11 protein-coding genes are annotated in these 13,120 nt (G+C 72.9%); 3 read left to right on the top strand and 8 right to left on the bottom strand.

Features of this window, described 5'->3' with window-relative positions:
- The first annotated feature begins 279 nt into the window (after positions 1–279).
- A complete protein-coding gene (locus tag ACFWZH_RS20555) occupies positions 280–591 on the top strand; it encodes a 4a-hydroxytetrahydrobiopterin dehydratase (protein WP_384432827.1) in 312 nt (103 codons plus the stop codon).
- 15 nt (positions 592–606) lie between these two features.
- Here the strand turns inward: ACFWZH_RS20555 and ACFWZH_RS20550 are convergent, their stop codons facing one another.
- Together ACFWZH_RS20550 and ACFWZH_RS20545 are read right to left on the bottom strand one after the other, a co-directional pair.
- Positions 607–1,551, bottom strand: coding sequence for a YihY/virulence factor BrkB family protein (locus ACFWZH_RS20550; protein WP_384432824.1), 945 nt, complete (start codon positions 1,549–1,551; stop codon positions 607–609).
- Between the two features lie 218 nt (positions 1,552–1,769).
- Positions 1,770–2,816 (bottom strand): DUF1266 domain-containing protein, encoded by a 1,047-nt coding sequence (locus ACFWZH_RS20545; protein WP_384432821.1) that lies wholly within the window; start codon positions 2,814–2,816, stop codon positions 1,770–1,772.
- A 120-nt stretch (positions 2,817–2,936) separates the two neighbouring features.
- Between ACFWZH_RS20545 and ACFWZH_RS20540 the strand changes: the two genes are divergently transcribed.
- The gene (locus tag ACFWZH_RS20540; protein ID WP_384432818.1) at positions 2,937–3,851 is read left to right on the top strand and encodes a class I SAM-dependent methyltransferase; all 915 of its coding nucleotides are present in this window, start codon (positions 2,937–2,939) and stop codon (positions 3,849–3,851) included.
- Positions 3,852–3,941: 90 nt separating this feature from the next.
- Here the strand turns inward: ACFWZH_RS20540 and ACFWZH_RS20535 are convergent, their stop codons facing one another.
- The 5 genes from ACFWZH_RS20535 to ACFWZH_RS20515 form a co-directional block, all read right to left on the bottom strand.
- On the bottom strand, positions 3,942–4,733 hold the full coding sequence (locus ACFWZH_RS20535; protein WP_384432815.1) for a VOC family protein: 792 nt from the start codon (positions 4,731–4,733) through the stop codon (positions 3,942–3,944).
- Positions 4,734–4,957: 224 nt separating this feature from the next.
- The gene (locus ACFWZH_RS20530) at positions 4,958–5,791 is read right to left on the bottom strand and encodes an aldo/keto reductase (protein WP_384432812.1); all 834 of its coding nucleotides are present in this window, start codon (positions 5,789–5,791) and stop codon (positions 4,958–4,960) included.
- 14 nt (positions 5,792–5,805) lie between these two features.
- Positions 5,806–6,813, bottom strand: a complete 1,008-nt coding sequence (locus ACFWZH_RS20525) for a hypothetical protein (protein WP_384432809.1) — start codon at positions 6,811–6,813, stop codon at positions 5,806–5,808.
- Between the two features lie 135 nt (positions 6,814–6,948).
- A complete protein-coding gene (locus ACFWZH_RS20520) occupies positions 6,949–8,775 on the bottom strand; it encodes an AMP-dependent synthetase/ligase (RefSeq protein WP_384432806.1) in 1,827 nt (608 codons plus the stop codon).
- Positions 8,776–9,040: 265 nt separating this feature from the next.
- Positions 9,041–9,904: a LysR family transcriptional regulator gene (locus ACFWZH_RS20515; RefSeq protein ID WP_384432803.1), complete on the bottom strand. Its 864-nt coding sequence runs from the start codon at positions 9,902–9,904 to the stop codon at positions 9,041–9,043.
- Positions 9,905–10,045: 141 nt separating this feature from the next.
- Between ACFWZH_RS20515 and ACFWZH_RS20510 the strand changes: the two genes are divergently transcribed.
- Complete coding sequence (locus ACFWZH_RS20510; RefSeq protein WP_384432801.1) at positions 10,046–11,233, top strand: bile acid:sodium symporter family protein; 1,188 nt, start codon at positions 10,046–10,048, stop codon at positions 11,231–11,233.
- On the opposite strand, the gene ACFWZH_RS20505 is transcribed toward ACFWZH_RS20510, so the two are convergent.
- A complete protein-coding gene (locus ACFWZH_RS20505) occupies positions 11,116–13,086 on the bottom strand; it encodes an exo-alpha-sialidase (RefSeq protein ID WP_384432798.1) in 1,971 nt (656 codons plus the stop codon). The genes ACFWZH_RS20510 and ACFWZH_RS20505 overlap by 118 nt on opposite strands.
- Between the last annotated feature and the right edge of the window lie 34 nt (positions 13,087–13,120).

The raw sequence follows: 13,120 nt of genomic DNA, 5'->3' as shown, positions 1-13,120 counted from the left end.
TTCAAGAATGCCGTCGGAGCGGTTGCGGATGTCCGAACCCTCGTCTCCGATGGGGGCGATGAAGAAGCATTCCTGATCAGGTTCCGGAAGGCTGGAAGCTGCCAAGCTGATCTCCGAGGTGCCGGATGGAGCGAAACTGATCGGCCGTCAGCGCCGATTATATGGTTCGCGGCTCACCCCGAACGGCCGGACGGGGAACCCCCGGCACCCGGCGGAAGCGTCCGCGTCGTGACAGGCTGGAGCCGTGAGGCAGTCGACATACCGCGCGAGGAGAACACCGTGAACGCTCGGCCCGCACCGCTCAGCGCCCAGGAGATCGAGGACCGCCTCGCGGAGCTGCCCGGCTGGTCCGCCGAGGACGACCTGCTGCGCCGGACCTATTCCTTCCAGGGGCACCTGCCGGCCGCCGTGATGGTCGTCCATGTCGCGCGGATCCAGCAGGAGTTGGACCACCACGCCGAGCTGACCCTGGGCTACGACCGGCTCGCCGTCGCGGTGAACACCCACAGCGCCGGCGGCCGGATCACCCACCTCGACTTCGGCCTCGCCCGGAGGATCGAGGAGATCGCCGCGGCCCACGGCGCCCGCTGACCGGCGGCCGGCGGGTCAGTCGCCCGAGCGCGGTCTGACCACCCGGCCCGCGCGCGCCAGCTCCACGTTGAACTGGGCGCCGCACAGCAGCGACAGATGGGAGAACCACAGCCAGATCAGGAACACCACCGGTCCGGCCAGCGACCCGTAGAGCCGGTTGAAGGTGCCGACGTACGAGGCGTAGAGCGCGAAGCCCGCGGACGACACCAGCCACAGCAGCACCGCGACCACACCACCGGGCGCGGCCCGCCGCACCCCGCGCGAGCTGGGCGGCCCGGAGCGGAACAGCACCATCGCCAGCACCGTGGCCAACAGCAGCAGCAGCGGCCACTTCAGCAGGTTCCAGGTGGCCTCGCCCGCCTCACCGAACCCGAGCGCCCGGCCCAGCGCGGTCGCGATCGGCCCGCTCACCAGCAGCGCCACCGCACTGCTGATCAGCAGCGCCATCAGCAGCAGCGCCGTCACCAGGATCCGCGGCGCCTTGCGCCACGGCGGCCGGTCGTCCTTCGTCCGGTGCATGGCGTGCAGTGCCCGACGGAACACGGCCAGATAGCTGCACGACGACCACAGGGCGCTGGCCAGGGCGCCGCCCACCACCACCCACGCGGCGGTGCGCTGATGCGCCATGCCGACCAGCGCCCGGCGGACGGTCGGGCCCGATTCGGCCGGGGCGATGGCGCTGATCTGGTCGATGAGCTGCTCGGTGGCCGCCGGGTCGGCGAGCCCGATCAAAGACACCGTGACGATCAGCGACGGCAGCAGCGCCAGCACCGAGTAGTACGTCAGGCTCGCCGCCCAGTCCGTCACATCGTCGTGCCAGACGGACAGCGGCGTATGGCGCAGCGCGGTACGGCACTGGGCCCAGGTCGGCCGGGCGGGCGGCGGCTTCGGCCCGGCCGCGCCGAGCGCACGGTCCAGCAGCGTCCGGTTCATCCCCCGGCGCGTACCGCTGTCGCCCATGTCGTTGCGTCCTCTCGTCGATACGTCCTGCATCATCCCCCGCGCCAGGACTGTCCGAAGACGACCGGGCGGCACCGCCCACCGGGGCACCGCCGCGTCCGGCGGCGGACACACCTCACGGTCCCGGTCCGCACCGCCACCCGTCAGCTCTCCGCGGCCACATCCCCCGTATGGACGAGGGGACGACGGCCCGCCCGCCCGCCCGCCCGCCCGCCCGCTCACGCGAAGGGCAGCACCTGCCACGGCGAGGACGGGTCCTGCGTCAGCACGCGATGGAGGTGCGCCGCCTCGGCGTACTGCGGGCCGAACCAGCCGTGGTCGAACGCCAGCATCCGGCCCAGCAGATAGCCCGCGGCGAACTCGGCCCACGAGCCGTAGACCTCCCTCGCCCGCGCCCCGACCCGCTGCACCGCCTGCTCGGCCTGCGGCGGCGCGCACAGCCGGGCGCCCAGGCCCCAGCGGACGAGGTTGACGGCGTGCACGAGGTCCAGCGCGAGCACGGACACCACCCGGCCACCGGCCGGCAGCAGCCCGTCCGTGTGGAACCGCTCCTCGTACCGGGCGACGAGTTCGGGGAGCTCCGGCGCGTCGGCGGCGCCCTGGTTCTCCTTCTCCGCGTCCGCCGCCGCCCGTGCGCGCAGCGCCTGTTCGGTGTCGGCCGGTACGAACTGCCCGGCCAGGAGCTGGTCCAGACGCTGCTGCCAGCCGGCGGGGTCGGTCACCGACCACTGCTCGTGCAGCGTCCGGGCGTCCGCGGCGTGGTCGAGGAAGGCCGTACCCAGCTCGTTCCACGGCACGCTGTGGTGCACCGCGAGCGGCGCGCCGCATGCCAGCCCCTGTGCGACGGGGCCGTGCAGCGGCCCCCCGAAGTGGGTGACGAGCAGACCGCCGGGCCGCACCCCGACCTGGGCGCGCAGCCGCAGCCAGCCGGCGCGCGCCTGGGGGACGGCGGCCAGATACGCCGCGCACGGCGTCCCCGGGTTGATCGCCAGCCGCCACTTGTCGTTCGGCCAGTCCTGCGCCAGCTCCTCCAGCGAGACCCGGTCGAAGAACTGCTGCGGCTGCCACGGCGGCAGCATGCCGCGGGTCAGGACGGGAATGCACCTACCGCCCGTCACCGGGTCGTCGTAGACGGGCAGCGGGTCCTGTCCCGGCTGCGGCGCCGCCAAATACAGGTCCTCGCCGGCGACCGCGGCGACCTGGCCGTCCACATCACCACGCGCCGTCGCTTCGCACAGCCGCCGCTCGGTATCCGTCGGCGGCATCCATCCCGGAGTAGCCACAGGCCAAGACCCTACGATCACCTCCCGGACCGCCGGAACCGGGGGTTGCCGGTACGTCAGGGGAGATTGCACCGAAGTCACCCGTAACGGAGGCTCGATGTCATGAGCGACCACGACCGCACCGGACCCGGGCACCACCACGCCCGCCACGACAGCGCGCAGATCGACTGGGAGGCGCTCGGCCCGATCCTCGAACGGGGCGCCGAACTGCACACACCGCTCCATCAGCAGATCGCGGCCTGGCTGCGGGAACTGCTCACCGGTGTGGCCGGCGCCGGCCCCGACGGGGTGCGCCGGGTGCTCGACGTCGGCAGCGGGCCGGGCGTCGTCAGCTGCCTGCTGGCGCAGGTCTTCCCCGCGGCCGAGGTGGTCGCGGTGGACGCGGGCGGGGCGCTGCTGGAGCGGGCCCGCGCGCGGGCCGACCGCCTCGGGCTCGGCGACCGGGTCCACACCCATCCCGCACAGGTCCCCGGCGGGCTCGACGCCCTCGGCGGCGCCGACCTCATCTGGTCGAGCAGGGCCCTGCACCACGTCGGCGACCAGCGCGCCGCGGTCGCCGCCCTCGCGGGCCATCTGCGGCCCGGCGGACTGCTCGCCGTCTGCGAGGGCGGCCTCGCCCCGCGCTACCTGCCGCGCGACATCGGCATCGGCCGCCCGGGGCTGCAGTCCCGGCTCGACGCGGCCGGCGAGGAGTGGTTCACCGCGATGCGGACGGCGCTGCCCGACGCCGCCGACGACATCGAGGACTGGCCCGCCTTCCTCGCCGACGCGGGCCTGCGCACCCCGCGCACCCGCAGCTTCCTGCTGGACCTCCCGGCCCCGCTCTCCGCCGAGGCCCGCGGATACGTCCAGAGCCGTCTCACCCGCTCCGTCGACCTCTACGGCGACCGCCTCGACGCGGACGACCGCACCACCCTCGCCCGGCTCACCGACCCCGACGACGCGGCCGGCGTCACCCGCCGCCCCGACGTCTTCCTGCTGTCCGCGCAGACCGTGCACACGGCCTGCGCCCGGTAGGCCGGCTCGATCCCGACCGCCCCTGCGCCCGGCCGGGCGGTACGCCGGCCGGGCGCAGGGGCGGACAGGGGGATCAGGGGCGCGGCGGTGTCACCCCTGGCCCATCGGCTTCGGGGTGATCACGGCGAAGGTGGCGCCCTGCGGATCGGTCACCACGGCCATCCTGCCGGCCATCATGTCGAAGGGCTCCTGAAGTGCCGCCCCGCCGGCCGCGGTCACCTTGCCGACGGTCTCGTCGGTGTCCGCCACCGAGAAGTACGCCAGCCAGTGCGAGGGCGTGTCGGGCGGCATCTGCTCGGACATCGGCTGCATACCGCCCACCGGGCGGTCGCCCACCTTGAGCGCGTAGTAGTTCTCGGCGCCCTCCATGGCGGCGCTCTCGATGCCGAAGGAGGCCTGGTAGAAGGCAGCGGCGGCGGAGCGGTCGGTGGTGTTGAGCTCGTTCCAGATCAGCGCGCCGTGCTCGTTGACGATGCCGGCGCCGGGGAAGTCCACCGCCTGCCAGACGCCGAACACCGCGCCGGTGGGGTCGGCGGCGATACACATCCGGCCGAGCGTCATCACGTCCATCACCGGCATCAGGATCGTGCCGCCGGAGTCGCTCACGGCCTGGGAGGTGGCGTCCGCGTCCGTCGCCGCCAGATACGTGGTCCACACGGTGGGCGGCGGGGGCTGGCCGCCCATGGCCATCGCGGCCATGATGCCGGCCACCGGCTTGCCGTTCAGCTCGCACACCGCATACCCGCCGGTCTCGGGCGGCCCGATCTCCCCGGTCCACCCGAAGACGCTGGAGTAGAAGTCGATGGCGGCTTGCTGGTCGGGGGCCGCGAGATCGACCCAGCAGGGGGTCCCGGGCTGATAGGCGGAGGTGACTTCGGGCATCGTGGCCTCCTCGATGGGGGCGCCTGCCGCGTCCGTGCGGCGGGGAGAGAAGCAGGGCAGGGCGCCACGGTCGTCGGCCCCGCCGGCGCGCCGCGGGGACGCGTGGCGCTCACCCTCCACACTTCCCGTCGTCCGCCGAGCCCGCCACTCGGGTACGCGACGGCGCCGTCCGTAAGAGCGGACGGCGCCGTGGCGCGTGGCGGGCAGGGCCCGTGTCGAGGCCGTCAGGCCATGTCGAACGTGGCCGGGTCCGGGCCGAGGCGGTTGCCGGCGTCCAGACCGGCGAGGGTGGTCAGATCCGCGTCGTCCAGCGTGAAGTCGAAGACGTCGATGTTCTCGGCGATGCGCGAGGGGGTGACGGACTTCGGGATCACGACGTTGCCGATCTGGAGGTGCCAGCGCAGCACCACCTGGGCGGGGGTCTTGCCGTGCTTCGCGGCGAGCTGTGCGATCGTCGGATCCTCAAGGAGGCCCCTGCCCTGGCCCAGCGGCGACCAGGCCTCGGTCGCGATGCCGTGCCGGGCGTGGACAGCGCGGGACTCGGCCTGCTGGAACTGCGGGTGCAGCTCGATCTGGTTGACGGCGGGGACGACGGAGGTCTCGCCCAGCAGCCGCTCCAGATGGGCGGGCTGGAAGTTGGAGACACCGATGGCCTTGGCGCGGCCGTCCGCGTAGATCTTCTCGAGGGCCTTGTAGGTGTCGACGTACGCGTCCTTGGCCGGCACCGGCCAGTGGATCAGATAGAGGTCCACGTACTCCAGGCCGAGCTTGGCCAGGGAGGAGTCGAAGGCGCGGAGCGTTGCGTCGTAGCCCTGCTCGGAGTTCCACAGCTTGGTCGTGACGAACAGTTCGTCACGGGGGAGGCCGGAGGCGGCGAGCGCCTTGCCGGTGCCCTCCTCGTTGCCGTAGATCGCGGCGGTGTCGATGCTGCGGTATCCGGCGGCCAGGGCGTGGCCGACCGCGGTGGCCGCCTCGTCGTCGGGGACCTGCCAGACACCGTAGCCGAGCTGGGGCATCGCGATGCCGTTGTTGAGCGTGATGGACGGAACCTTGCTCACGGGGGGATCGATCCTTAGGTATACGTTCGTGTTCCAGGTCGTTCAACGATCATCCGCCGCCGTGCATTCCCGCGCACGTCGGCGGTGAGTTCGCCGAGCGTGAAGGCACCGGCGCAGAGCACCGTCAGTCCGACGCAGAGTTCCAGGGCGCCGACCAGGCCGGGAAGCCCGCCGGAGACGGCGGGCGCACCGGGGGAGAAGCCGTCGGTCACCGCCCGCACCAGCCACATACAGCCCCCGCAGGCGAACGCCGTGCCGCCGCCCGTCCAGACCGCCGCGAGCGGCCAGCGCACCCGCAGTCCGGGCGTCAGGCGGGGGAGCAGGAGCAGCAGCAGTCCGGCGGCGGCGAGGAGCAGGAGCAGGCCCTGCGACCAGTCCGAAGCCGAGCTGATCACGGTCCCGGCGGTTGCCTCGGCGGCGTCCACGCCCAGCGCCGAGCCCGCGCCCCACAGGACGTGGACCGAGCCCAGCGCCGCCAGCAGCACCGCGGCCGGCGCGAGGAAGATCCGTTGCGCGGTCCGGGTACCGGTGTCGGCGAGTCCGCCCAACGGGGCGCGCAGCAGACCGCCCCAGCGCTGATGCGCGTACACCGCGAAGGCGCCGAGCAGGGTGACGCCCTCGACCAGGAAGCCGCCGTAGACCACGCCGAAGACCCAGGGGGCGATGAGGTCGTCGGAGCCCATCGGGTTGCGGGCGCCGGTGACCAGGCCGGCGAGGCTGCCGCCCACGACGCCGGTGATCAGCGGGACCAGCAGTCCGGAGGCCGTCCACAGCGGCAGGAGCAGCAGCCACGCCGGGGCGCGCCGGCCATTCGGGCGGGTGAGGGTGTGGGCCACCGCCGCCGCGATCGCGTCGAGGAGGAAGGTGAAGGCGTTGGCCGCGATCCAGACGGCGCGGCCGAAGCGATCCGGATCGACGACGCCGATGTCGAAGCCCAGCACCCACAGCAGCTTGAGGGTCAGGTACGGGGCGCAGGCCAGGACGGCTGTCCGGCCCAGGAGCGTGAGACGGCGAGAGGGCATGCACCGGAGTCTGCCGAGCGCCGGTGCGGTCGGCGTCGGGCCCGCGGACGATCCGGCTCCGCCGTGCGGCGGAGGCGCGGCCCGCGGCACGGACGGGCGGTGGCGGGCCCGCGGACGGTGGTGGCCCGCCGCCCCTCACGACCCGTACAGCGCGTCCACTTCCACCGAGTACGCCGCCTCGATCGCCTTGCGCTTGAGCTTCAGCGACGGCGTCAGCAGCCCCTGCTCCTCGCTGAACTGGTTGGCCAGTATCCGGAACGTACGGATCGACTCGGCCTGGGAGACCAGGGTGTTGGCGGCGACGACGGCGCGCCGGATCTCGGTCTCCAGGTCCGGGTCGCGCACCAGGTCCGTCGGCGGCATCTCCGGCTTGCCGCGCATGGCCAGCCAGTGCGCGACCGCCTCCGGGTCCAGCGTCACCAGCGCGGCGATGAACGGCCGGTCGTTGCCGACGACGATGCACTGGGCGACCAGCGGATGCGCCCGCACCCGCTCCTCCAGGCCCACCGGCGAGACCGTCTTGCCGCCGGAGGTGACCAGGACCTCCTTCTTCCGCCCGGTGATGGTCAGATAGCCGTCCTCGTCGAGGGCGCCCAGGTCACCGGTGGCGAACCAGCCGTCGTGCAGCACCGCGTCGGTCGCCTTGGTGTCGTTGTGGTAGCCCTGGAAGACCTGGCCGCCGTACAGCCAGATCTCGCCGTCCTCCGCGATGTGCACGGTGGTGCCGGGGATGGGGGTGCCGACGGAGCCGAAGCGGGTCCGCTCGGGAGGGTTGGCGGTGGCCGCCGCGGTGCTCTCCGTCAGACCGTAGCCCTCGAAGATCCGCACTCCGGCGCCGGCGAAGAACAACCCCAGCCGGCGCTCCATCGCGGAGCCGCCGGACATGGCGTACCGCATCCGGCCGCCCATCGCCGTACGGACCTTGCTGTAGACGAGCTTGTCGAAGAGCTGATGCTGCATCCGCAGCGCGGCGCTGGGGCCGGACCCGGTGCCGAACGCCTTGTTCTCCTGTGCCTCGGCGTAGCGCACCGCGATGTCGACGGCCTTGTCGAAGGGCCCTTCCTTGCCGTCCGTCTCCGCCTGCCGCCGGGCCGCGGCGAAGACCTTCTCGAAGATGTACGGCACCGCGAGGATGAAGGTGGGCCGGAAGGCCTGCAGGTCGGGCAGGAGTGCCCGGGCCGCCAGCTCGGGCTGGTGGCCCAGCTTGACCCGGCCGCGGACCGCGGCGACCTGCACCATCCGCCCGAAGACGTGCGCCAGCGGCAGGAACAGCAGGGTCGCGGCCTCGTCGCCCCCCTTCGAGGTGAAGACCGTCTCGTAGCGCATGACGATGTTGTCGGCCTCGGCCATGAAGTTGGCGTGGGTGATGACACAGCCCTTGGGGCGGCCGGTCGTGCCCGAGGTGTAGATGATCGTCGCGATGGCGTCCGGGGTGACGGCCATCCGGTGCCGGTGCACCACGTCGTCCTCGATGTGCGCACCGGCCGCGGTCAGCTCGGCCACCGGGTCGGCGTCCAGCTGCCACAGCTTGCGCAGCTGCGGGAGCCGGTCGATGACCGAACCGACGGTCATCGCGTGGTCCTCGTGCTCGACCAGGCACGCCGAGACGCCCGCGTTGTGCAGCATCCAGAAGACCTGCTCGGCCGAGGACGTCGGATACAGCGGTACGGACTGCGCGCCGATCGACCACAGCGCGAAGTCGAACAGGGTCCACTCATAGCGCGTACGGGACATGATCCCGACGCGGTCGCCGAACCGGACGCCCTGTGCGAGCAGGCCCTTGGCCAGCGCGATGACCTCGTCCCGGAACTGTCCGGAGGTGACGTCCTGCCAGTTCCCCGCGTCGTCCTTACGCCCGAGGGCGATGTGTCCGGGGTCGGCCTCGGCGTGGTCGTAGACGGCGTCCGCCAGCCCGCCGACCCGGGGCGCGGTCGCCAAAGGCGGGACGGTGAACTCGCGCAATGACCCAGCTCCTCGTGGTGTTGCTCACAAGGCCGCGACCGTACCCCACGGGGACGGCATCCGGCAGGGCAGTACCACGGCGTGAACGCGCCCCCGCCGGAACTGGCCAAGCGAAGAAATCGGGCTACTCCGGAGAAGAGCGGACATGATCCGGGTACTTCGACGCCGTACGATCACGACGCCGGGACCATATCTGCACCAAATCTCTGCACCTGACACCTGGTCGGAATCCCGGTCGTCCGAACTGCCCGGAACGGGCCCGCGGCTACGGGAGCTGCAGTCGGTCGCCACCCGCGAGGATCGCGTCCGCCAGCGCCTCCGCCGGGCCCCGCGCCGCGCGGTCGCGCTCCCCGTGCAACAGGACGAAGTCGACCCCGCCCAGTTCCGGCAGCCCGGCACGTGGCGGGATCTGGACCAGACCAGGCGGGATCATGCCCCTGGTATGTGCCATGACGCCCAGACCTGCCCGGGTTGCGGCGATCAGTCCGTTGAGGCTGCCGCTGGTGCAGGCGATCCGCCACTGCCGGCCCTGGCGCTCCAGCGCCTCCAGCGCACGGGCCCGGGTCACCGCCGGCGGCGGATAGACCACCAGCGGCACCGGCCGCTCCGGGTCCAGCCGCAGCCGCTCGGCGCCCACCCACACCAGCCGGTCGCGCCACACCAGGCGCCCACGCGAGTCCTCCGGGCGCCGTTTGGCGAGGACGAGATCGAGCCGCCCGGCCGCCAGCAGCTCGTGCAGGGTCCCCGACAGCTCGACGGTCAGCTCCAGATCGACCTCGGGGTGCTCCCTGCGGAACCCTTCCAGCACCTCCGGCATCCGGGTCAGCACGAAGTCCTCGGAGGCGCCGAAGCGGAGCCGGCCGCGCAGCCTGGTACCCGCGAAGAAGCCGGCGGCCCGCTCGTTCGCCTCCAGGATCGTGCGGGCGAATCCGAGCATGGCCTCGCCGTCCTCGGTCAGCTCCACACCGTGGGTGTCGCGTGCGAACAGCCGACGGCCGGCGGCCTCCTCCAGCTTCCGTACGTGCTGGCTCACGGTCGACTGCCGCAGCCCGAGCCGGTGCGCGGCCTGCGTGAAGCTCAGCGTCTGCGCCACGGCCAGAAAGGTGCGCAACTGCGCGGGCTCGAACACGGGCCCCTCCGGTGCTCATCATGATGTGCGATGACAGTCACCACGGTAAGAGGGGTTCCCGATCGCCGCACGGACCGGCACGCTGAAGAGGGCGCCGTCCACGCCGCCGCCCGAGAGCCGCCTGACGACCGAAGAGAGACCATGCGCCGCCCTTCCCTCAAGCCGCCTTCCTGGCTGCCCGTGGACGGATACATCCTGGCCCTGGTGGGCACCGTCGCGCTGGCCGCGCTGCTGCCCGCCCGCGGAGCGGCCGCCACCGTCGCCGACGGCGCCTCCACCGGAGCCGTCGCACTGCTCTTCTTCCTCTACGGCGCCCGGCTCTCCACCCGCGAGGCGATGGACGGACTGCGTCACTGGCGGCTCCACCTCACCGTCCTGGCCGCCACCTTCCTGATCTTCCCGGTGCTCGGCCTGGCCGCCCGCGGCCTGGTCCCGTACGTCCTGCCGCCGACCCTCTACACCGGGCTGCTGTTCTTGTGCCTGGTGCCCTCCACGGTCCAGTCCTCGATCGCCTTCACCTCCCTCGCCCGCGGCAATGTCGCGGCGGCGATCTGCGCCGGCTCGTTCTCCAGCCTCGCCGGCATCGTCGTCACACCGCTGCTGGCGGGGCTCGTGCTGCACGGGAACGGCGGCGGCTTCTCCGCCGACTCGCTGCTCTCGATCGTCGGCCAGCTGCTGCTCCCGTTCGCCGCCGGGCAGGTGCTGCGCCGCTGGTGGAACCGGAGGGGTCGGGCGCGGGGTGCCGGCGGGCGTCGGGAGGGCGGTTTCCTCGCCCGCCACAAGAAGGCCCTCGGCTATGTGGACCGCGGTTCGATACTCCTGGTGGTCTACGCCGCGTTCAGCGCCGGCGTGGTCCAGGGCATCTGGCACCAGGTCTCCTGGCTGCGGCTGCTGTGCCTGCTGGGCGTGGAGGCCGTACTGCTCGCGCTGATGCTGACCCTCACCTCGTACGGCGCGAAGCGGCTCGGCTTCCCCCGTGCGGACCGCATCGCCATCACCTTCGCCGGTTCCAAGAAGAGCCTGGCCGCCGGCCTCCCCATGGCCAGCGTCCTCTTCGGCGCCCAGGCGGGCCTGATGGTCCTGCCGCTGATGTTGTTCCACCAGATGCAGCTGATGGTGTGCGCGGTGCTGGCGAGGCGGTACGCGGCCGGTGCGGAGCCGGAACCGCGGCGGGAGACCACTCCCGCCGCGGCGGCGGTCGGCGAGGGGGGCTACCGGCCCGGTCCGCGTACCCGGTCCAGCGACAGCCCCAGCACCAACGGCGCGGGCACCGAGGCGTCGTCCGTGCGTACGGCGGACAGCTCGGCGTCGGTCAGTGCCCGCCGGTAGACCCGTACCGCGTCCAGCGCACCGGTGAACTGGGCGCGGGCGTCCGGCTTCTGACCGAGGTGGACGCCGAAGACCGACCCGCGGCTGACCGAGCCCGGGACGTCGGCCACGACGGTGGTCTCGGTGCCGTCCACGGTGAGCAGCAGCCGGCCGCCGGTGCGACGCAGCGCCAGATGGTGCCAGTCGCCGTCGTTGTAGGCCGCCGCGGTCGCGGCCTGGGCGGTGGCGGGCGCAGAGGCGCCGTCGACGGCGGTGACGCGGGCCAGCAGCCGGCCGTTGCGGGGGTCGCCGGTCAGCGCGACCTGCGGGCTCCTGGTGCCCACACCGCCCATCCACAGCAGCGGCTGCTCGCCGGTCCGGGCGTCGTAGCGGAACCACAGGCTGCAGGTGAAGTCGTGGGCGCCCAGGGGGAGCGAGCCGCGGAACGGCAGGCGTACGGCGTCGTCCTTGCCGTCGAAGGAGAGGGCCTGGCCGAACCGGCCGCCCGTGGTGCTCGCGCCGCCGAGGACGAGGGCCGGCCGGGCGCCCAGGGCGGCGTCGCGGGTGGTGGGGTCCGGGGCGCGGCGCGGGCCGAGCCAGTCCTGGGTGAAGCGGACGAAGCGGATCTCGTCCCGGGCGTCGACCGCGCCGCCCTCGTACATCAGGCCGGTGACGTCGGGTGAGATGGCGACCAGGTCCGAGTAGCCGGACCAGTCGGTGGTGACCCGGGCGCCCCGGTCTACGCCCTCCCAGGTACGGCCCTCGTCCCAGGACGAGCGGAGGGTCATGGTCCGGCGCCGGTCGGGATCGGCGGGGGCCGCGAACAGGGTGCGGCTGCGGCCGCCGTACGGATGCGGCAGCCGCAGCGCCGAGCCCTGCACCATGGGGGAGTAGAGGTCGGGCAGGGCGCGGAACGGTGCGGTGAAGGAATCGCCGCCGTCACGGCTGACCGCGGCGTCGCGGTGACCCAGGTCGCTGCCGTCCTGTTCGCGGCCGTTGACGTAGATCGAGCCGTCGGAGCGCTCCAGGAGGGTCATCTCCGAGGGCTTCTGACGAAACGTTCCGTTCGCCGCGATGGGCCAGCTGTCCAGTGCGCCGACCTTCCAGGTGGCGCCGCCGTCGTCGCTGTGGATCAGTGCGGCGTGGTTGGCGGTGACCCGGTTGTCCGCGTAGCTCTCGGCGTTGACGCCGAAGACCAGCCGGCCGGCGTGCCGCCCGTGGGCGAGCTGGATGCCGTGCACGGGCCCGGTGGCGTACCAGGAGTTCCACTGCGGGGGACGGATGCCGGGGGTCAGGTCGCGGGGCGCGGACCAGGTCGTGCCGTCGTCGTCGCTGTACTGGAGGTGCGGGGTGCGGTCGCAGGGGACATCGCAGCTGAGGCCGTCGTCGCGGCCCTTGTTGTAGGTCTCGGCGAGGACGATCCGGCCGGTGCGGCGGTCGACGATCGGGGCCGGGTTGCCGTGGGTGTCTCCGCCGCCCTGGTTGACGACCTGGAGCGGGCCCCAGGTGCGGCCGCCGTCGGTGGAGCGCTTGAGGACCAGGTCGATGTCGCCGGAGTCGCCGCAGTCGTGCCGGCGGCCCTCGGCGAACGCGAGCAGGGTGCCGCGCGCGGACTGCACGACGGCTGGTATCCGGAAGCAGAAGTAGCCCCGTTCCTGGGAGGCCTTGAAGAGGATCTGCTGCTCGAAACCGCCCGCGGGCGGCGGCGCCGTCGCGGCGGGACCACCGCCCGACGCCTCGTCAGGCGCGGCCTGTGCCGGGGCGGTCGGCAGCAGCGCGAGGACTGAGGCGGTCAGCACCGCGAGCGTGGCGGTGGCGCGGCGGTGCCGGGGTCTGCGGCGGGGGCTGGGGTGTGCGCGGAGAACTGACGTCATGGTCCGGCCTGCCCTTCGAGGGATCGGCGGTCGG

Source organism: Streptomyces sp. NPDC059008, from assembly GCF_042749045.1.
GTDB lineage: Bacteria > Actinomycetota > Actinomycetes > Streptomycetales > Streptomycetaceae > Streptomyces.
Note: the sequence above shows the minus strand (reverse complement) of the source record. Positions and strands in the feature narration are given on the sequence as shown.

What these genes read in the sequence shown, in the direction of transcription:
- ACFWZH_RS20505 (WP_384432798.1), bottom strand. Translation starts at nt 13,086, where the DNA reads ATGACGTCAGTTCTCCGCGCACACCCCAGCCCCCGCCGCAGACCCCGG.
- ACFWZH_RS20535 (WP_384432815.1), bottom strand. Translation starts at nt 4,733, where the DNA reads ATGCCCGAAGTCACCTCCGCCTATCAGCCCGGGACCCCCTGCTGGGTC.
- ACFWZH_RS20525 (WP_384432809.1), bottom strand. Translation starts at nt 6,813, where the DNA reads ATGCCCTCTCGCCGTCTCACGCTCCTGGGCCGGACAGCCGTCCTGGCC.
- ACFWZH_RS20540 (WP_384432818.1), top strand. Translation starts at nt 2,937, where the DNA reads ATGAGCGACCACGACCGCACCGGACCCGGGCACCACCACGCCCGCCAC.
- ACFWZH_RS20545 (WP_384432821.1), bottom strand. Translation starts at nt 2,816, where the DNA reads ATGCCGCCGACGGATACCGAGCGGCGGCTGTGCGAAGCGACGGCGCGT.
- ACFWZH_RS20510 (WP_384432801.1), top strand. Translation starts at nt 10,046, where the DNA reads ATGCGCCGCCCTTCCCTCAAGCCGCCTTCCTGGCTGCCCGTGGACGGA.
- ACFWZH_RS20550 (WP_384432824.1), bottom strand. Translation starts at nt 1,551, where the DNA reads ATGGGCGACAGCGGTACGCGCCGGGGGATGAACCGGACGCTGCTGGAC.